The sequence below is a fragment of the Candidatus Kuenenia sp. genome, assembly GCF_039794105.1.
Lineage (GTDB): Bacteria > Planctomycetota > Brocadiia > Brocadiales > Brocadiaceae > Kuenenia.
Map to the genome: position 1 here is coordinate 164,596 of NZ_JBDIWA010000001.1, position 20,594 is coordinate 185,189.

The following is a 20,594-nucleotide window of genomic DNA, read 5'->3' on the forward strand; positions in this document are numbered from 1 at the left end:
CATTTGCAGAAAAAATACTTTTACCGGTGCATGATAAAAAGCTATACTTATTAAAAATTTGGAAAAATCGTAATGAAATATCCACTAGCCTTCTGCGCACAAAGTTTATGTAAGTTATAAAGGTTGGGTTGAGGCACGAAACCTAACCTTACCGGGCTAAAAATTCAGCAGAATACACAAACCGAGAAGGATTGAAGCAAAAAAGACGGGTGTAATCAATGAAAAAACCGTGTTGTCTGCAAAATCTATTTGAATAAAAAGGGCTTCCCATCCCCCGATTTCAACATCCTTACAGAGTGTATATCTTTCATTAATTAAGAGAGTAAATAAATGAAAAAAATGGTAATCTCAACAAAGGCTGCGCCTGCGGCAATTGGTCCATATTCCCAGGCTATTAAGGCCGGCAATCTGGTATTTGTTTCCGGACAAATTCCTATAATACCTGAAACGGGCGAAACATTACAGGGTGATGCTGCGGTACAAACACGGCAGGTTTTAAATAATTTGAGAAATATATTGGATGCGGCAGGTACTTCTTTGGATAAGGTGGTAAAGACGACTATTTTTATGAAGGATTTAAATGATTATGCAGCGGTGAATGACGTCTATAAGGAATTTTTTCAAAATGAACCGCCAGCCAGAGCTGCGGTGCAGGTATCCAGGCTGCCGAAGGACGTTGCTATCGAGATCGAAGCCATTGCAACTACCGGCTGAAAAGAAATTTGACTTGCATTGCTAAAATTGATAACATCGACTTTCGCAACAATTAACGCAAAAGGGTACTTCTTAATAACCATTTTTCACTTTACAGTATTTAATCCAATCCATGTTAAACATCACATCAAAGACACAGCGAAGAGATATCTATCCGGAAATAGTAAATTTGCTGGATAATTCAAAAAAATTCTTCGAAAGAATTGGTATTACAGAGATGGAGAAACGAGTAGAAGAGATGCGTTCTCAATTGGAAGAACCTTTTTATCTGCTGGTTGCAGGAGAATATAATTCCGGTAAATCCAGTTTTATCAATGCCTTGTGTGGTGAACGTGTCTTAGTGGATGGCCCTACCCCCACCACGAACAGAATTACCTTGCTGACCTATGGGGATAAAGTGGAAGTAAAGGAGGTAGGAGACCATTTATGCCGGGCAACATACCCGATGGAGGTTTTGAAAGATATTACCCTGGTAGACACGCCGGGAACAAATTCAATTATTTTAGAACACTCCGCACTAACGGAAGGTTTTGTACACAGGGCTGAACTCGTACTCTTCATTACCTCTGCCGATCATCCTTTTACCGAAAGCGAACGGCAGTTTTTGCAATTCTTAAAGGGGAAATGGGGACGTAAGGTGCTTTTTATACTGAATAAAATTGATTTAAAGACGCCGAAAGAGCTTATTGATATTATATCGTTTGTGGAAAAAAATTGTTACCGGCTGCTGGGTTTTGAGCCAAAGGTTTTATCCGTTTCCGCAAAAGAGGCATACAAAGCGCGAAGCGAAAATAATGAAGCGCTGCTGAAACAGAGCGGTATTGAAGAAGTTGAGGCGTTTATGTTTGAAAAACTTGACCTTGATACAAAAATAGATTTCAAACTCGTAAGCCCTTTAAAATATCTGTTTAATGTATTCACCGAACTACAACAAAGGCTTGGGGAAAAGGTGAATAAATGCAACACGGATATTAAAAATATTGAAAGATTTGAAACGCGCCTGAAAAACAAAAAACAGGATATGCAGGAGTACACGTTAAAATATAAAGATGAAATCAAGCTGGTATTCTCACGATTAAAAGAAAAACTCGAAAATTTTTTAAACACTTATGTTACTGCCAGATCGGTTCTTATGTCAAAAATAGGAAGAGAAAAACTGAATGACCGATTTAAAAGAGAGGTGTATGGGCTTTTAAATCCGCAAACAGATCTCGACCGCATTATTGATGATGTAGTTGATTATGTGGCGCGAAATAACCGTGCATTGTGGGACATGGCCAGAGATCATGTTGAGAAGGAAGTTGGGTATGACCGCATGGCGGGGAGTATAGTTAACGGGCATATTGAACGCCATTATGATGACCGCAAACATGAAATTGAAGTTGCATTAAAGACCCGTTCCAAAGAGTTTAGGGAATTGGATACGGAACGGGAATCTGAAAAACTCAATGGATTAGTGCAAGCAGGTTTTATCAGTTTTCTGCTCATTGAAACATTTGCCATAGGAATTGGCGTGGGGGGGATAATGATGTTTTCATGGATCGCGCCTCCACCGGTAACGATAGGTATTTCTGTAGCACTGGCTTTTATAGGGTTAGCTATTTTCCCTCAAAAGCGTAAAACATTCAGAAATGAATTTTTAAGGCGGACCGACGCTATCTGTGAACGTTTTGTGGAGTTTATGAAGTTTGAGGTGAATAAGGCTATCGATCGCGTAATTGAAGATATAAGCAACAACATTTCATCTTATCGTGATCTCCGATGGACGGAAAGGGAAGAAACGGCACGGCAAATTTCAGAAGTAGATGCATTATTGGAAAGTGTTAAAAACCTTATGCGGAAGAGCGGTCTTAGCTAAACAAAAAATATGTTAATGGGGAACTATTTTGTATGCTCTTTGGGATTGGATATGATATTCATCGTCTCGTCGAAAACCGGAAGCTTATTTTAGGAGGGGTTTCGTTTGATTACCATCTCGGCTTACTGGGTCATTCCGATGCGGATGTGGTGATTCATGCTATCTGTGACGCATTGTTAGGGGCTGCAGCTCTTGGCGATATTGGAGAACACTTCCCTGATACCGACGAAAAATGGAAAGATGTTTCCAGTTCGGTTATTCTTTCAAAAGTTGTTGATCTTTTAAAAGAAGGCAATTTTAAAATCAATAATATAGACGTCATCATACTTGCGCAAAAACCAAAAATAGGTTTGAGAAAACAGGAAATGAGACAGCATATAGCACAATTGTTACATTTAAATACAAACAGGGTAAACATAAAGGCAACAACAATGGAAGGTGTAGATGCAATTGGCCGCGGGGAAGCGATTGCGGCGCAAGCAATAGCGGGTTTACACGAAAATACTTAATAAAATAATAAGGTTACAGTACTATGGCAATTTGGAAAAGAAAGAAAAAAGAAACAGAAAAAGACGCTGCCGGTTCTGAAATCAAAAGGGAAGGCGTGGAAGAAGACAACCCTACCCTTACCGATCCTGCTGCGGGAAGCGCAACCTCAGAAGAAGTTGCGCAGAAGGAAACAGGCATTGAAGAACCATCTGAAGCTGATGTTCAGCAGAAAGAAAAAGACGCTGACCTTTCGATAGCGAAAAGTGAGGGTGTGGAAGAAACGGACTACACCCTTGCCGTTCCTATTGCAGGAAGCACAACTTCAGAAGAAGTTGCGCTGGAGGAAACAGACATTGAAGAACTCTCCGAAGTTACATTTCTGCCCCGGGAAGATTTAAGAAGCGGGGTTATTTTGCGTGATAAACAAATATCCGGCAAGTTCGGAAGGGTATTTTGGGGATTAATCTCCATCTTTGTCCTGCCTCCTGTTTTAATGTTTGCGTTTGGAATTCTTATCATCGTATTTATGTTGATCTTCCCTATACTGGCGGTAATCCTTGTTACCTCTGTGCCTGTAGTTTTTGTGACACTTTCTGTCCTGATAATTGCCTTTCCGGTAGTATTTCCTTTCCTCGTATTGTTCTTGCTTATTACCGGCAAGGGCCGATTACTGGTTGCTTCTGAGGGAAGATGGATTGGGATAGAAATGTTTGGAAAAAGCTATTCCTTGAAATAAAGTTTATTGTAACACTTTAGTTTCTTGAAAAAACACCGTGAAAAGCTCCATTAGTGCCTTTTTGAAAATTAATATTCAATATTCGTAACTATTCAGCGTAAACATTCCACGCCTCACGGCGGGTTCAGGTTTGCAACCTGAACCTATGAGGAATAGAGGTAAATGAGCAACAATTTGTAGGGACACGCCATGGCGTGTCCTTACAAATTGAGAATTGAATATTGAACATTTGACCCGGTCTGCGGAACTTGGGAAAGAGCATTTTACTTTTTCAAAAGACTAAAATGTTACAGTTTATTGCGTTATAATTGATTTGCAATGATCCTGGTTCCTTTCATATAGGGTTGAAGGACGTCCGGAATCAGGATTGAACCGTCTTCCTGCTGATACGTTTCAAGGATTGCTATTACCGTCCTTGGCAACGCTAATCCAGAACCGTTTAAAGTATGTACATATTGCAGCTTGCCGTCTTCGTCGCGAAAACGCAAGTTAATGCGCCGTGCCTGAAAGTCTTCAAAATTGCTGCAGGAAGAAACTTCAAGATATTTATCTACTCCTGGCGCCCAGACTTCAATATCATAACACTTAGCGGCGGCAAAGCTCATATCCCCCGTACACAATTTCACCACCCGGTATTCCAGTTCAAGCAATTGCAGTATCTTTTCCGCATTGGCGAGCAGCGCTTCCAATTCATCATACGAGGTTTCGGGCCGCACCAGTTTTACCAATTCCACCTTATTGAATTGATGTACCCGCATTATGCCCCGCGTGTCCTTTCCATAAGAACCGGCCTCCCTGCGAAAACAGGGAGTATACGCGGTATAATAAATGGGGAGGTTTTTATACGGAAGGATTTCGTCCCTGTGAATATTGGTTACGGGCACTTCTGCAGTTGGTACAAGAAAGAGATCTTCGGCAACGGCTTTTTTTTCAGACGCGTGCGCGGTGTACATTTGTAATGTCCGATACATGTCGTCTTCCAGTTTCGGCAATTGCCCGGTGCCCGTCATGGACTTCCTGTTTACAAGAAAGGGGGGAAAGATTTCTGTATATCCGTGGTCACGGGTATGTATATCCAGCATAAAATTAAAGAGCGCCCGCTCAAGTTTTGCGCCAGCCCCCTTTAATAAAATAAAACCGGAACCGGTAATTTTCGCTGCCCGTTCAAGGTCTAGAATATCCAGCGTCCTTCCCAGCTCCCAGTGCGGCTGCGGCGTAAAATGAAATGTTTTTCGATCTCCCCAGTATCTCACGATTTCGTTGTCAGAGGCGTCTTTGCCAACAGGTACATCTGCTGCCGGTATGTTGGGGATTCCAAGCAACAGGTCGTTAAGTTGGGATTCCAGATCCCGTAATTCCGCATCAATGGATTTTATATCATCGCCAATCTTTTTTGTTTCCTCAATGATAGCGGAAGCGTCTTGTCCGTTCTTTTTTAGTTCGCTCACCGCCCTTGACTTCTCATTCCGTTGATTTTTCAACTGTTCGCAGAGCTGAATCTTTTTCCTGCGTTGGGCGTCTATTTCTAAAATAGCATCAATGTTTACGGCAATTTCCTGTTTATTGGCAATTGCCTCTTTTACTGCGTTCACATTATTTCTTATGAAATGTATATCAAGCATATGTTTTGTATCTCCTCTGGCTAATTGCTAAATTGAGAAGTGGATTATATGCCATCGCCTGGGAAAAATCCAAGGGTTTTCTGAATGAATGTAATCGAAGGACACTTCCCATATTAGTTTTTGAAATACGGGAAGTGTCCCTCTATTTTTCGGTGTTCAAACTGATTTCGTTCTAATTCAAAATACCCTGTTACTTCGTTATTGCATACGAATAAATCTGCAGAAGCGCAGGTGCATGCTATCCATTAACTCAAAAGAAGACACCCATTTGTATACATACCAAATAGGGTATTTACAGAGGTATTATTTTTAATATGCTATGTGATATGGGTTTTCTTTAAGAAAGGTATGTTTATTCACCTTCCCAAAAGACCTTTCCGGGCGTGGTCACAGCAACGGCAGATGGTGATGCAAGTGAATGGATAAGGTTTTTATGTTTTTAAAATCTGCTTAATCATAATAAAAAGAGTCTGATTAAAACTTAAAAAGGAAATCTCACATTGGCGACAGCGGGAATATCTATAAATAAATTATTCTATCCCACCTATTTTAAGCGTACGATGTTCTTTTGTGCGTGCGATGTAGTTATCATTGCATTTTCACTTTTTGTAGCCTTTCTTTTTCGTTTTGATTTTGAGGTGTCCCCGCAATATAGATGGATGATTTTAAGGGCATTGCCCCTGTTTTTATTTGTCAAAATAGGTATGCTTGCTCTTTTTAAAATATATAAAATCACATGGCGATATGTAAGCATCCCTGATTTCATCTATATCACATTATCACAGTTTGTAGCATTAACTGTTCTTGGGGCGATAATCTGGAATCCATATATATCAAATAACATCATAAATATTTCCGGCCTTTATTCGTTATTTCCCGTTCAGGGTTTTCCACGAAGTATCATTTTTATTGAATGCCTGATTTCTCTCACATTATTTTGCGGATCAAGGATTTCAAAAAGGGTATTTTTGAAATACATTTACGGAAGAATCAACGCAAAACATGGAAAAAGAACCATTATCATCGGCGCCGGGAACACAGGAAGCATGATTCTCAGGGATCTGAAAGAAGGGGACTATAAAGATTATTGCCCTGTTGGATTGCTTGATGACGATGTTGGCAAAGTGGGAAAAAGCATACACGGTATTCCTGTGCTTGGCAAAACTGATATATTGGAAGATATTATAAAAGAAAAGAGAATCAAGGCAATGGTTGTTGCCATTCCATCATTAAACTACAAATCATTGAGGAAATTATACAATATCGCAAACAGGTATGGCGTGGATATAAAGATTATTCCACGCATATATGATAACTGTGAACCTGCAATAAATATTCACAATCTTGAAAATATCAGTATTGAAGACCTTTTAGGCAGGCAGGCGGTAGAGATTGACCATAAAGGGATAGAGCGGTTTATACATAACAAGGTTGTTCTTATTACTGGCGCCGGTGGCTCTATCGGTTCTGAAATAGCTGTGCAGGTTTGTTCCTTTCATCCCGAAAAAGTAATACTCTTCGATATAGACGAAACAGAATTACATTCTTTGAAACTTCATTTGGAAAAACGATTTCCGCATCTGCTTTATAACCAGCGCATCAATTCGCAAATGCTGCAAAAGGTATTATTTATTACCGGCGATATAAGGGACGAAGAGTCCGTTACCAGTGTTTTTAAAAATATGAAACCGCAGATTGTCTTCCATGCCGCTGCTTACAAACATGTGCCCATGATGGAATATAACTCCAAAGAAGCGGTTAAAGTGAATATGTTTGGGACGTACAAAGTAGCAAAGGTGTCAATGGAGAATAAAGCGGAAAAGTTTGTTTTAATCTCTACGGATAAAGCGGTTAGGCCGACTAGTATTATGGGCGCGACAAAGAGGATGGCGGAACATATTTGCAGGGCGTTTGAAGGGATGTCAAATACAGAGTTTTTATCGGTAAGATTTGGAAATGTCTTAGGCAGCCGCGGGAGTGTTTTGCCGTTGTTTTTACAGCAGTTAAAGGAGGAAGGACCCCTTACTGTAACCCATAAAGATGTCGAAAGATATTTCATGACGATTCCGGAGGCGGTGTCACTGGTTCTTCAGGCGGCAATTTTAGGGAAAGGCGGCGATATCCTTGTCCTGGACATGGGAGAACCTGTAAAGCTTTTGACGTTAGCGGAAGACTTAATAAAGATCCATGGTTTGAAGCCCTATCAGGACATAGACATAAAGATTACCGGTTTGAGGCCTGGTGAAAAGCTTTACGAAGAAATACTTACCGCAGAAGAAGGCACAACCGCTAGCAGGCATGAGAAGGTATTTTTTGCAAAGAATAGCGGGATGTTCTCTTTGCACGAAATAAATAAAATACTCAGTGAGTTTGAAACACTCCTGAAGAATCTTTCCGCAATGGATCATTATGAAAAAGTCCGGGACATGCTTAAAAAATATGTATTGCCTCTTGAACGGCGTGGATACCAAAGGCCTGTCGGGAATAATGGCGGATTAACGTTGAACATTGGAAAAAGGTGTCTGACCTTTTCTTTTTTGAATAAAGAACTTGAGGACGAAGCGCAAAAATATTTCCATTTCTCTGAAATGAATGGCCGAAACGACTGCCGGTTTATATTCGGATATCAGGAGAGCAACAGATTGTATAATGATGGGGAAGAAATAAATTATAAGCAGGAAAAATATTATTGTAAAAATTCCTCTGAAGCGGAAAAAAGGGTATTTATCCCTACTGCCGGGAAGCTATCTGTTGTGGAGTATATGTGCCGCTGTATTTATGAGGGATTTTATAAGAAAGGCATACACAACGGAAAGGGTGCAAATGATTTTTTTATCCCTGCGGCAGGCATCGTGACGGATGGAAGAGGATTTCTTCTTGTAGGGAAATCCGGCGATAATAAAACGATTATATCAAGCCTGTTTACTCACGAGGCGGAAATCCTTTCGGATGAATTAATCGTAGTTACGGAAGAAAAAGGCTCATATTACATTTCTCAATTTCCCGTGAAAACAGAGATTACAAAACAAAATAGTAAGATTGCACCGTTAGAGGCAGTTATTTTATTAGGTACAGATGCAAATAATTCATTTAGAAAATTAAGCGGCAAGGAAGTTGTAGTTGCCCTTATGAACAATATCTATCCATGTGATTTAAACGATATTGATAATAAAAACCTTTTCCCGGAAAAATTAAGAATAATAAGCAGAATAGTGGATTGTGCTGCAGTGTACGAAATTAAGTATCGGAATATTAAATACGCCCGTAACAAAATCTTTCAATTGGAATATGCCGGCACAACGGATACCACGCAGTATTCACAAATGAGGTAATCCTTTAGAATGGTTTGTTGATAATAAGGCTTATGGCTAAACTCATGCGCTTCATTTTGGACAATAAAAATAAGGTTCCTTACCGAAACGAAAGCAAGTGCTTTTGGCGGAAGGTAGGTGGTGATACTGTCCTTTTTTCTGAGGATGGCCAATGGCTTCATCAACTGAATGATGTAGGGGCTGAAATATGGGATATGTGTAATGGCGTATTTGCGGTTAGAGAAATAGCGGAAAAATTATGTAATGAGTATCAGGTGGATGCAAATGCCGCGTGTTTTGATGTGTTATGTTTTCTGGAAGACCTTTCTGTTAAAAACTTAATCGTTTATAAATAAGTTTTGCCTTAATAAGTACTAACATGAACACAACAAAAAAAACAAAAAAAGTATACAAAAAACCCGTAGTAAAATCTGAACGGGCGAATTTGAAATGCAATGTTGATATATTTCAACTATTGCCGGTTCCACAAAAACAGTTACGGCAAGTAAGAGTCTTTAATAGATAAAAAAAGTTATTAAACGAAAGGAATAACCCTATATGTGTGGAATTGTAGGATATATTGGAAACAAGGAAGCCGGAAAAGTGCTTTTGGATGGCATTAAACGACTCGAATATCGTGGATACGATTCTTCCGGTATCGCATGTATTGAAAACGGCACATTGCGATACGAGAAAGCCGTAGGAGAGGTTGTCGAGCTTGAGAATAAACTGAATGCGAATCCTATCATTGCAAATATGGGTATTGTCCATACCAGATGGGCAACCCATGGCGCTCCTACGGTTGAAAACGCGCACCCCCACATGGATTGTCGCTGTGAAATTGCTGTTGTGCACAATGGCATTATTGAAAATTACAACTATTTAACCTCTTATTTGGAACAAAGAGGGCACATATTTAAAAGTCAAACAGATACAGAGGTACTGGCACATTTAATCGAAGAAAATCTAAACGACAACCTGGAAGAAGCCGTAATGAGCGCCGTCAAGATGATTGAGGGAACTTACGGCATTGCCGTTATATCCACTAAAGATCCAGGGAAAATAGTGGCCGCAAGAAAAGGTTCCCCATTGATTATTGGAATCGGCGATAATGAATATTTCATCACATCGGACGTCTCGGCTACGCTGGAGCATACGAGAAATGTTATCTATCTGGACGATCTTGAGGTTGCGATTATCACCCGTGATAGCTACGAGATAAAGACCATAGAAAACATCACGTCGTTGAAAAAGATAGAAGAAGTGCTCTGGAACCTGGATATGATCGAAAAATCCGGTTTTCAGCACTTTATGCTGAAGGAGATTTACGAACAACCGCAGGCGCTTCAAAATCTTATGAGGGGAAGGGTAGATGGTGATAAAGTCCCTATAAAACTGGGCGGACTTGCCCATTGTGAAAAAGACCTTCTTGCAGTTAAACGCATTGTGGTTATCGCCTGCGGCACATCATGGCATGCAGGTCTGGTAGGAGAGTACATGCTTGAAGAACTTGCACGAATACCGGTTGAAGTGGAATATGCCTCTGAATTCAGATATCGCAATCCTGTAATCGAAAAAGATACACTGGTAATGGCAATAAGCCAGTCGGGAGAAACCGCCGATACCCTTGCGGCTATGAGAGAGGCGAAAAACAAAGGCGCAAAAGTACTTGCTATTTGTAATGTTGTCGGGAGCAGCATCGCCAGAGAGGCTGATGCCGGCATATATCTCCACATAGGCCCTGAAATCGGAGTCGCCTCTACAAAGGCATTTACTGCTCAGGTAGCCGCCTTCTATTTGTTTGCCCTCCATACGCTTTTGTTAAGGCAGAAGATGGTCCCAAAAGTTTCAGAAATGATATCAGCCATTAATTCCATTCCCGGCAAGATTCAAAAGATTCTTGATAGAGAAGAGGAAATCCGTGAGATGGCGGAAGTGTACAAAGATAAAAATCATGCGTTGTATCTGGGGCGTGGGTTCAACTATCCCGTAGCGCTTGAAGGCGCATTAAAGCTGAAGGAAATATCATATATTCACGCAGAGGGGTATCCGGCAGCGGAGATGAAACACGGGCCTATTGCGTTAATAGACGAAAACATGCCGGTAATAGTTATTGCTACAAAGGATGCCACATACGGAAAAATACTCAATAATATTGAAGAGGTAAAATCCAGGAAAGGGAAGGTCATTGCTATTGCAACAGAAGGCGACGACCAGATCTGGGGAAAAGCAGACCATGTAGTGTATATACCGGATGCGCCGGCAGTACTAACCCCTTTGCTTTCTGTCATTCCCCTTCAATTACTGGCATATCACATGGCAGTAATGCGAGGTTGCAATGTGGATAAACCAAGAAACCTGGCAAAGAGCGTAACGGTTGAATAATATAAGCTGGCATAGCCAGAACCAAACAGGCAAGAAAGAAAACAGTCCTCAGTCCTCAATCTGCAATTTGCCGACGGTAGACTGTATATTGCCGAAAGAACAATTAAATATTTTACCCAAAAAAGCAAAGAAATTACTGATAAGGTGACCAATGACCAATGACCAATGATAACTATTTATTTAAAAGAAAGGAGCCTGATATGAGAAAAAAAAAGTCGAAAACTACATTACAAATAATATGCATTTTTATAGGATTACTGTGCACGACATCCTTTGCCTTCTCAGCCGACAACATTTCAAATAATGAATATGTAGTCGGGCCTGAAGACATCCTTGATATCCGTGTGTGGGACAACGAAGACATGGACAGAATGGTTGAAGTATCACAAAACGGAGCCTTTACCTTTCCCTTAATTGGCAAGGTAGACGCCGAAGGACTTTCGGTCTTTGCTCTGGAAATACTTATGGAGAAGAAATTCCTGGAGGGAGGATATCTTGTCTCTCCACAAGTAACGATAAAGGTAGAAAAGTATCAGAGTAAAAAAGTGTATGTGGTTGGGGAAGTAATAACCCCCGGTGAATATGACTGGAAAAACAGTATGACCGTCCGCCAGGCAATAGCGCAGGCGGGTGGGGTAACGGAAAAGGCGTCGCCTCGCCGCGTAATCGTAGTGAGGACGAAAGATGGAAAAGAAAAGGAGTATAAAGCAAAACTTGATGCACTGGTAAAGCCAAAAGATATCATCAGAGTGCCTGTAAGGTATTTTTAAAAATCGGCGTGAAGTGTGAAGATTTGGTAACACTGTAGTTTTTTGAAAAAGACTAAAGTGTTAAAAGATTGTATAGCCAAACAAATATGATTTTAGAAATATGGCGATAAAATGGCTTTCTAAAAAACTCCCGGCGGGTTCAGGTTTGCAACCTGAACCCATGAGTTTGTGCGTATAATGGGGCAATGTACTCCGGCAAAATTCCAATGCCCAAATCACAAAATCCCTGTTTGGAATCTGGAATTTATTTGTCATTTGTTCTCCTAATAGAAGGCTGGATTGAAAGTATAAAACGTTTGGTTCAGGCTTCGTTGCGAGCTCAGCCGAACGGTTACAAACCTGAACCCGCGAAGTTTTTTGAAAAAATTTACCACGCATATTTAGTCCTGTGTGAGTGGGAAAAGGTTTGCCTTATAACACGCCCCATGCCCCTCTTTTTAGAGGGGAGCGCAGGAGTTCCCTCTATCAAGAGGGGATTGGGGGGTGTTAATACAAAAAAGCTGTAACACTTTAGTTTTTTGAAAAATTCCAACAATCGTAGTGTAGGGGCGAAGCATTTGCTGTAAATTGTCATAAATGCGTTCATACCCAAGCGGGTAAATGCTTCTCCCCTACTTTTTCAAAAAAATAATGTATTACCAAAGAAATTACTGATAAGGAACTATACGTACCTTTTATGAGAGGAGCAAAGCCGTGAATCAAAATAACGAATTTAACAATACATTTGGAGGCAAACCGTTTAATGGTGATGTTCATCTGACGGACTATCTCAACATCATAAGAAAACATATATGGATATTGGTAATATTCTTCACTGCAGTGGTTTCCGTAGTTACTTATCTGTCGTTTACCGTAACGCCTGTCTACAAAGCGACAACACAGATTATCATCGATAACAAAAAGTCGTTTATGGAAGAAATGGCGGATGTTATGCGGATAGACGCCACTGATAAGGAGTATTACCAGACACAATACAAACTTCTTGCCAGCAGGAGTCTTGCGAAACAAGTTATTCAGGAGAATGAGTTATGGGAAGTCTTTTATGATAATGTGCCGGAAAAACGGGTTTCATTTGAGGGAATATCCGATAATAACGATGCTGAATCCTCTTTGACATCATCAAATGATTTGGTGACGTCTGAAATGATCGACTGGTATTTAAAAAACCTTCAGATAGAACCCATTCGCGAAACACATCTGGTAAATATCAGCTTTTCAAACAAATCCCCGGAAACATCCGCACGCGTAGCCAATGCTCACGCCCATGCTTTTATAGAAAGGAATAGCCAGATACAACGCATGTCGTCGCAGCAGGCGCTCGATTGGCTGAAATCACAGATTCAAGGGCAGAAGGCAAAGGTCGGGTCTTCCCAGAGAGCGGCCTGCCAGTATAAATATGAGCAACTCGGGTCATTTTCCCTTGATGACGAAAACATCTTTTTATTTCCCGAGGTAGCACAAAATCCGGTTATCCAGGATCTTCGAGCACAACTGGCAACCCTTAATGCGTGGGTGCTGGAGAAATCAACCAAATACGGCCACAATCATCCCAAAATGATTGAAGCAAATGCGAGTATTAAAAAATTAGAGCAGGGAATGATGGACGAAATTCGGGCGGTACGGAGTTCGGTAAAAACGGAACTTGACCGGATCGTTGCCTTGGAACTGTCAATTCAACAGTATGAGGGAATTAACAGACAAATGTCTGAATACAATCATGGAAAAGCCATAAATTATAATATGGCTAATCTGGAAGCGGAAACTGACCAGGAGATTTATGATATCCTGATCAAACAGGCCAGTGAAATAGGTCTTACCGGAAACATGAAGAAGGACTCAATCCGTGTTGTTGATAAAGCAGAAGCGCCTCTATTTCCATCAAAACCGAGAAAGAAATTAAACGTCCTTCTAGCGGTAGTGGTAGGCTTAACATTTGGAACATGCCTTGTATTTTTCCGTGAATATATGGACAACACAGTCAAAACGCAGGAAGAAATTGTCCAGTGCACGAGTATGCCGGTCCTCGGCACGATACCGTATATGAAATTACTAAAGAAAGAGGGAGTGCGGGCTTTCTCCGGCAACGGAAAACCTCCGGGGCAGAAGAATCAGAAAGGTGGTTATTATTATCGCTCCAATTCCGATTGTATTATCAACCGGTTGCCTTTTATGCAAACAGGAATGAGCGGGCAGACTATGATGGTAGGAAGCGCCACACCGGGGGAGGGCAAGACCACGGTTCTTGCAAAATTGGCAGTAAGTATGGCAAAGGGTGGGTTGCGCGTGATAATGGTGGATGCGGACGTGTACAATCCGAATTTAAGCAATTTGTTTGGATCAATAGATAATGAGAACGCTGAGAACGCCGGAATGTCAAATGCAATGGAAAAAATCCAGTCATGGCAAATACAGGATGGTTCTTTGTGCAATTGCAGTGTGGACGATCTTTTTTCGCTTATTGCATTAAAAAAATTGAGCGGAGAATTGACTATTTCCAACGAATTACAAAAGATTACCACCATCTTTGAAAATGGCAACCTTTTTCATATTGACAATGAGGACACTCCATTTGCCAACAGATTGGGAACGATGCTCCTGCGAGGGGGTTTTATCAATGAGACCCAGTTGAAAGACGCCATGGAACGAAACCAGCGCACGAAATTGCCGTTGGGATATATCCTCATCAATGCGGGTTATATAAATCAGGAACAATTAAAAGGTCCTCTCAAATTGCAGATAGAAGAACATCTCCAGAAACTATTCAGTTGGAAAGAGGGAACATATTCATTCAAACCGGGAAGTATAGAAACGTACGAAGATAAACGGGTATTTTTTCAGGAGGATTTTACTCCGGTGATCAACCGTTTGGGGCGTTTTGGGGGGAGCAGACTATTGGAACGTGAGATATTATCGAACGTGACAACGTTAAATGGCTCAAATATTTCACTCCTGAGATTCGGAACCGGGGAGATTTTTCCGGAAGGAAGGATGTATTTTCAGCTTTTTGAAAAATTTTTGAACCTGTTGAAACAACGGTATGACGTTGTGCTTATAGATACACCTCCCTTGTTAAACGCAACGGGCGGTGTTGCTCCATTACTGCCATTGGCAGATGGTGTGATCCTGGTGGTCAAATCAGGGCACGTCACCGTTGGGGAGGTCGATCAGGCAACAGCTATTATAAAAGAAACAAAAACAAAACTTCTTGGCACTATCATGAATTATACAGAAACCGGCGCGTATTATTATAGATGATTATAAGTAAGGAGTAAGGAGCCGGGTTTAGGCGCTAAATATTATGTATAGGAATTTCGATATTTTTGTAGAGACGCATTGCATGCGTCTGGAAACTGCTACGCGTAAATAAAGTGTTGACACAACAGAGAGGCGAGAGGCGCATTCCAGATTTTTTGTAACCGTTTGTGTGATTGGGGCGAAACAACGCTGCCAGGGGTTAATACTACTGTACGTTTCATTAAAACATGGCAGAAGTCACAAAAAACCGGGAATGAACCAGGATCAACCCCACAAGGGCATAAAAGCAGCAAGGGATGTGGCAAGCCTGTCCCCCGCTGGCGGGGGATTAAGGGGGTGGAATGATCATGGGTGCATTCCCGATTTTTTGTAAATATAGTCAAAAAAATAAGGTTTTTTGGAAGATGAATAATAAAATTTATTGCAAGGGTGGTACAGGCATTCCTGCCTGTATTCCGCACAGGCAAAATGCCTGTGCCATCCCTGGATTGTATATTAAATTTTAGAAAAATAGATACTTTTGGCTATAAACAATTAGTGGGGCTTAAAAATATAGGTCATTGTAGAGACAGGTTTTAAACCTGTCTCTACGATGCTTCCCTGTCTGCGTACGTTTCCGAAGGTAGCCAGACCGTCCCGGTCTGGGCGAGTCTCCGATCTGCGTGCCGGGACGTATAGGTAGGCCGCTTGTGTTATTTTACCCTCAAGCTGGAAGATTGAGTTACTATTCTTCCCCTCTCCCCCCCTGCTAATGGCATTTTTACAAAGAATCTGGAATGCCCCCCACAAATGAGAGGCACATACGATCAACCATAATATAGTTGATCGACGCGCGCGCGCGCGCGCGAGAGAGAGAGAGAGAGAGAGACGCATGCAATGCATCTCTACAGCAAATTCCCCTCTTGGGAGGGGATTGAGGGGCGGGTGAACTGTTACATAACCTCTTTTTGGCCTGTCTACGATGCACAAGCGGAGGGGAGCGCTTCGAGACCTGAAATTCTTTATTATACTGTAGCACTCGGCAAATTACAGACCGAGGACTGCCGACTGAGGATTGAGGATTGAGGATTGCCGACTGAAGACAGCCTGATTCATGCTGTATCCGTTCACAGGTTACATGAATTATTCATGTAACTGAGAGGGACGAAGTCCAGGTAAATTAAATCAGCAGGCTCGACAGCCTGCAGGCAGGTATGTCGGTGAAAATCTAGTAATACTTTACTTTTTTGAAAAAGTAGGGGCGAAGCATTTGCCCATTTGAGTATGAACGCATTTATGACAATTATAGCAAATGCTTCGCCCCTACACTTCCGCCGACTGGCAGGTATAGAGAATTACAAAAAATCGGGAACGCACACAAGCAATTTGTATTTTACTTTATTCGTGATAATCCCAGTTAAAGATAAAAAGCTGTTTAATCTGTGAAATCTGCGGATATAAGTGCCAGTGTTATTCAAACTGAGAACCATATAAATTATTTGTAACACTTTAGTCTTTTGAAAAAGCAAAATGCTCTTTCCCAAATTCCGCAGACAAGGAAAAATGTTCAATATTCAATTTTCAAATTGTTGCTCATGTGCCTCTATTCTTTTACATTGAATATTGAGCATTGAATATTGAATATTAATTTTCAAAAAGGTGCTAATGGAGCTTTTCGCGGTGTTTTTTCAAAAATCTAAAGTGTTACAAAAAGATAAATCTTGTCGTTATGCCTCAATTATACAAATAAATGTAACAGTTTAGCTTCTTGAAAAATAACTGCCTATAGGGGGTATGATTTGTAGTGGCAAGGCACGCCTTGCCACTACAAGGAAAATGTTTTATTCCTGTTATATAACAGGCACGCGTGAATATTTTTTTCAAGAAACTAAAATGTTACGAAAATTGGAATTTGCCCGTTAGTGTCTTAGTGGCAATATTTACAAGAGTTTATGAAAAATGGGAAGTAACCCCAATTCGTGCGCAAATATTGCACCATAATACAATAGAAAAAAGGGGTTCGTTTATCGTGTGCCACTATAATCCCACAAATCACAATGCTTTCAAGCCATGTTTGATTTTCTGCAAATTTTGCAGAGGAAAACAAATATAAAAAAGGCCTATCCTTTTGTTATTTGCCCGGTTTACCATACTCTGAAAAACCTATTATTCCTAAAGTATCGTTAGATAAACAATTACAATAAATCTGAAATTATTAAACCATATTGGTATATCAATTGATCATTCATGGTTTTTGTAAGTTTCTCTTTGTGCCCTTTGTGTCCTGTATTCTTTGCACTGCTATCCATCAACTTGCTGATTGCCGACTGCCTACTGCTGATTGCTGATTGCTGATTGCTGATTGCTGACTTCTGACTTCTGACTGCCGACTGCCTGATTTATGCTGTATCCGTTAACTGGTTACATAAATTATTCATGTAACTGAGAGGGACGAAGTCCCTGTAAATTAAATCAGCAGGCTCGACAGCCTGCTGGCAGGTATGTCGGTGAATGCATATGATCAATAGAGAAATTATTTGGGATTTGTGAGTTATTTTTTATCTGTATTTATCCTTGCCCGCATTGCACAAACCCGCACTGCACTTTTGACTATATCTTTTGTAATCGCGAGGCTAAAACAAAATAACCTATGGAACTAATCGAAAAGATTAAATCAAAAAAGGCGCATATTGGTATCATCGGCCTTGGCTACGTTGGATTGCCTCTGGTCATTGAATTCTGCAAGGCTGGGTTTCAGGTTACAGGCTTCGACATTGATCCAGAAAAGGTAACATTACTGCACCAGGGCAAAAGCTACATCAAACACATTGATAGTTCACGGATCACGGACGCCGGGTCGCTCTTCACCCCCACCACGGATTTCTCGATGTTGTCCGCTATGGACTGCATCATCATCTGCGTCCCGACGCCGCTGAACAAATACCGGGAGCCTGATATGTCATACGTCTTTAACACGACGAAGGCCATTGCAGGCAATCTTCGCAAGGGACAGCTTATTGTCCTTGAATCCACTACATATCCCGGCACAACAGATGAGGACATGAGACCCATGCTTGAGGAATCGGGGTTAAAAGCTGGTGAGGATTTTTATCTTGCGTTTTCACCGGAGCGGGAAGACCCGAATAATAAGGGTTTTTCAACAGGGACAATCCCTAAAGTGGTGGGCGGTTATACGAATAATTGTCTTACCGTTGCGAAGGCCCTTTATGATTCGGTAGTGGCAAAGACTGTCCCTGTTTCTTCAACAAGAGTTGCAGAGGCAACAAAACTCCTTGAGAATATCTACAGAGCGGTAAATATCGCGCTGGTGAACGAACTAAAGATGCTTTTTGACAGGATGGGAATTGATGTATGGGAAGTCATAGAGGCGGCGAAGACAAAACCCTTTGGATTTCAGGTATTTTATCCAGGCCCTGGTCTTGGTGGACATTGCATACCTATCGACCCATTTTATTTGACCTGGAAGGCGCGGGAATACGAGTTTTCCACCCGGTTTATCGAGCTTGCGGGAGAAATAAATACCAACATGCCCTATTATGTGGTACAGAAAACCATTGAGGCGCTCAATGAGAAAGGGAAAAGCATTAAGGGTGCAAAGATTTTAATCCTTGGGCTTTCATATAAAAAAGATATAGACGACACACGTGAATCCCCTTCGCTGAAGATCATGGAGCTTCTTGGGAAGAAAGATGCCCATGTTGACTACAACGACCCGTATATACCGGTTCTCCCGAAAATGAGGAAATACTCATTTAACAATAGTTCAGTCCCTTTACATGCAGAGACGTTTGCGAAATATGATGCGGTTGTTATCGCAACAGAGCATTCCGATTACGACCCTGATTTTATCCTAAAAAATTCAAAACTTATCGTTGATACGAGAAATTTAATTAAGAATCATACGAATCATTCTGATAAGGTAAAAAGGGCATAAGACAGCAAACTAATGAATGACAGAAATATAGAAATATTGTAACACTTTAATTTTTTGAAAAATTCCAATAATCGCAGTGTAGGGGCGAAGCATTTGCTGTAAATTGTCATAAATGCGTTCATACCCAAACGGGCAAATGCTTCGTCCCTGCTTTTTCAAAAAACTAAAGTGTTACAAAAAATTGGAAAACCATTGTAGAGATCGATGGATCAAATCAGATCTGGCGTAATGAAAGAATTATACGTTTTTTACAATATTATTTATGAGAGGGTTAAAGTCCATTATGAGGAGAAATAAAAAAAACATATGAAACGCACCCTTATTACCGGGATTACTGGTCAGGATGGATCATACCTTGCTGAATTCCTCCTGTCAAAGGGTTATGAAGTACATGGTCTCATTCGCAGGGCAAGTAGTTTCAACACAGGGAGGGTCGACCACCTCTATATAGATCCACACATTTCCGGTGCAAAACTATTTCTCCACTATGGCGACCTTTCAGATTCCGGGCAATTTACAAACCTGATATATAACATCCAGCCAGATGAGATATACCATCTGGGGGCACAGAGCCATGTAAGGGTGAGTTTCGATATGCCGGAATATACCGGAGACGTGTCAGCATTAGGGACGACACGGCTGCTTGAGGCAATCAGGAGGAGCGGAATAAAAACAAAGTTCTATCAGGCCTCTTCATCAGAAATGTTTGGCGCCTCTCCTCCTCCACAAAATGAGAATACCCACTTTTATCCCCGAAGCCCCTATGCGGCGGCAAAAGTCTATGCATACTGGATAACGGTCAATTACCGGGAGGCTTACAATCTCTTCGCGTGTAATGGAATACTCTTTAATCATGAATCACCAAGACGGGGAGAAACCTTCGTAACCAGAAAAATTACAAGAGCAGTTGCGAATATCATTGCAGGAAACCAGAAAAAACTCTATCTGGGAAATCTGAATGCAAAAAGAGATTGGGGATTTGCCCCGGAATACGTGGAAATGATGTGGCTTATGCTCCAACAGGATACACCATGTGATTATGTAGTTGGCACAGGCGATAGTTATTCAGTGAGAGAGTTTGTAGAAAATGCCTTCAACTATGCCGGCGTTGAACTAGAATGGCGAGGCAAGGGCGTAAATGAAAAAGGTATAATCATGTCCTCAGCCTCAACCTTATCTATCGGAGATGTCGTTATAGAAATAGATCCAAAATATTTCAGGCCTACAGAGGTCGAATACCTGAAGGCAGATATTACGAAAGCAAGGATAAAACTTGGTTGGGAACCGAGAACAACGTTCGATGAACTTGTCAAGATAATGGTAGATTACGACATGAAGGTTTTGGGATTAGAACCGCCTGGAGAAGGAATGAAGGTGTCAAGGGACAAAGGATTTAGCTATACAAACCACGATTTTTCTTCATATGAGAAAATTAAAGAAGGGTGTTAGTTTAATTATTTTGAAAATACAGGTGTTGAAAATAAAGATCAAAACGGCGAAATTCATTATATTCCCCTCTG

General features: G+C 41.0%; 13 protein-coding genes. 11 read left to right on the forward strand and 2 right to left on the reverse strand.

All coding sequences use genetic code 11. The features are described from left to right. The first annotated feature begins 330 nt into the window (after positions 1-330). The 4 genes from ABJL82_RS00620 (at position 331) to ABJL82_RS00635 (ending at position 3,797) form a co-directional block, all read left to right on the forward strand. A complete protein-coding gene (locus ABJL82_RS00620) occupies positions 331-714 on the forward strand; it encodes a RidA family protein (RefSeq protein WP_347272746.1) in 384 nt (127 codons plus the stop codon). A gap of 112 nt (positions 715-826) precedes the next feature. Continuing rightward, the gene (locus ABJL82_RS00625; RefSeq protein ID WP_347272747.1) at positions 827-2,572 is read left to right on the forward strand and encodes a dynamin family protein; all 1,746 of its coding nucleotides are present in this window, start codon (positions 827-829) and stop codon (positions 2,570-2,572) included. A gap of 32 nt (positions 2,573-2,604) precedes the next feature. Then, positions 2,605-3,081 carry a 2-C-methyl-D-erythritol 2,4-cyclodiphosphate synthase gene (gene ispF / locus ABJL82_RS00630; RefSeq protein ID WP_347272748.1) on the forward strand — a complete coding sequence of 159 codons (477 nt, stop codon included), beginning with the start codon at positions 2,605-2,607 and terminating at the stop codon, positions 3,079-3,081. 23 nt (positions 3,082-3,104) lie between these two features. After that, the gene (locus tag ABJL82_RS00635; protein WP_347272749.1) at positions 3,105-3,797 is read left to right on the forward strand and encodes a hypothetical protein; all 693 of its coding nucleotides are present in this window, start codon (positions 3,105-3,107) and stop codon (positions 3,795-3,797) included. A gap of 302 nt (positions 3,798-4,099) precedes the next feature. Here the strand turns inward: ABJL82_RS00635 and serS are convergent, their stop codons facing one another. After that, complete coding sequence (gene serS / locus ABJL82_RS00640; RefSeq protein WP_347272750.1) at positions 4,100-5,419, reverse strand: serine--tRNA ligase; 1,320 nt, start codon at positions 5,417-5,419, stop codon at positions 4,100-4,102. A gap of 500 nt (positions 5,420-5,919) precedes the next feature. Here serS and ABJL82_RS00645 point away from each other — a divergent pair, with 500 nt between their 5' ends. The 4 genes from ABJL82_RS00645 to ABJL82_RS00660 all read left to right on the forward strand — a co-directional run bounded on the left by ABJL82_RS00645 (position 5,920) and on the right by ABJL82_RS00660 (position 11,885). Next, positions 5,920-8,751, forward strand: a complete 2,832-nt coding sequence (locus ABJL82_RS00645) for a nucleoside-diphosphate sugar epimerase/dehydratase (RefSeq protein ID WP_347272751.1) — start codon at positions 5,920-5,922, stop codon at positions 8,749-8,751. Between the two features lie 32 nt (positions 8,752-8,783). Further along, positions 8,784-9,086 (forward strand): PqqD family protein, encoded by a 303-nt coding sequence (locus ABJL82_RS00650; protein WP_347272752.1) that lies wholly within the window; start codon positions 8,784-8,786, stop codon positions 9,084-9,086. A gap of 202 nt (positions 9,087-9,288) precedes the next feature. Next, positions 9,289-11,115: a glutamine--fructose-6-phosphate transaminase (isomerizing) gene (gene glmS / locus ABJL82_RS00655; RefSeq protein ID WP_347272753.1), complete on the forward strand. Its 1,827-nt coding sequence runs from the start codon at positions 9,289-9,291 to the stop codon at positions 11,113-11,115. A gap of 200 nt (positions 11,116-11,315) precedes the next feature. Next, positions 11,316-11,885 (forward strand): polysaccharide biosynthesis/export family protein, encoded by a 570-nt coding sequence (locus ABJL82_RS00660; RefSeq protein WP_347272754.1) that lies wholly within the window; start codon positions 11,316-11,318, stop codon positions 11,883-11,885. Between the two features lie 60 nt (positions 11,886-11,945). Here ABJL82_RS00660 and ABJL82_RS00665 read toward each other — a convergent pair whose 3' ends face one another. Beyond that, positions 11,946-12,140 carry a hypothetical protein gene (locus tag ABJL82_RS00665; RefSeq protein WP_347272755.1) on the reverse strand — a complete coding sequence of 65 codons (195 nt, stop codon included), beginning with the start codon at positions 12,138-12,140 and terminating at the stop codon, positions 11,946-11,948. Between the two features lie 438 nt (positions 12,141-12,578). Between ABJL82_RS00665 and ABJL82_RS00670 the strand changes: the two genes are divergently transcribed. From ABJL82_RS00670 to gmd, 3 genes are all read left to right on the forward strand, one after another. Further along, the gene (locus ABJL82_RS00670) at positions 12,579-15,140 is read left to right on the forward strand and encodes a DUF4388 domain-containing protein (RefSeq protein ID WP_347272756.1); all 2,562 of its coding nucleotides are present in this window, start codon (positions 12,579-12,581) and stop codon (positions 15,138-15,140) included. 2,629 nt (positions 15,141-17,769) lie between these two features. Continuing rightward, positions 17,770-19,074: a nucleotide sugar dehydrogenase gene (locus ABJL82_RS00675; protein ID WP_347272757.1), complete on the forward strand. Its 1,305-nt coding sequence runs from the start codon at positions 17,770-17,772 to the stop codon at positions 19,072-19,074. A 306-nt stretch (positions 19,075-19,380) separates the two neighbouring features. Continuing rightward, complete coding sequence (gene gmd / locus ABJL82_RS00680) at positions 19,381-20,523, forward strand: GDP-mannose 4,6-dehydratase (RefSeq protein ID WP_347272758.1); 1,143 nt, start codon at positions 19,381-19,383, stop codon at positions 20,521-20,523. The last annotated feature ends 71 nt before the right edge of the window (positions 20,524-20,594 follow it).

Excerpts from the sequence above, each read along its gene's own strand:
- ABJL82_RS00620 (WP_347272746.1), top strand. The coding sequence starts at position 331 with ATGAAAAAAATGGTAATCTCAACAAAGGCTGCGCCTGCGGCAATTGGT.
- ABJL82_RS00625 (WP_347272747.1), top strand. The coding sequence starts at position 827 with ATGTTAAACATCACATCAAAGACACAGCGAAGAGATATCTATCCGGAA.
- ispF (WP_347272748.1), top strand. The coding sequence starts at position 2,605 with ATGCTCTTTGGGATTGGATATGATATTCATCGTCTCGTCGAAAACCGG.
- ABJL82_RS00635 (WP_347272749.1), top strand. The coding sequence starts at position 3,105 with ATGGCAATTTGGAAAAGAAAGAAAAAAGAAACAGAAAAAGACGCTGCC.
- serS (WP_347272750.1), bottom strand. The coding sequence starts at position 5,419 with ATGCTTGATATACATTTCATAAGAAATAATGTGAACGCAGTAAAAGAG.
- ABJL82_RS00650 (WP_347272752.1), top strand. The coding sequence starts at position 8,784 with ATGGCTAAACTCATGCGCTTCATTTTGGACAATAAAAATAAGGTTCCT.
- glmS (WP_347272753.1), top strand. The coding sequence starts at position 9,289 with ATGTGTGGAATTGTAGGATATATTGGAAACAAGGAAGCCGGAAAAGTG.
- ABJL82_RS00660 (WP_347272754.1), top strand. The coding sequence starts at position 11,316 with ATGAGAAAAAAAAAGTCGAAAACTACATTACAAATAATATGCATTTTT.
- ABJL82_RS00665 (WP_347272755.1), bottom strand. The coding sequence starts at position 12,140 with ATGACAAATAAATTCCAGATTCCAAACAGGGATTTTGTGATTTGGGCA.
- ABJL82_RS00675 (WP_347272757.1), top strand. The coding sequence starts at position 17,770 with ATGGAACTAATCGAAAAGATTAAATCAAAAAAGGCGCATATTGGTATC.
- gmd (WP_347272758.1), top strand. The coding sequence starts at position 19,381 with ATGAAACGCACCCTTATTACCGGGATTACTGGTCAGGATGGATCATAC.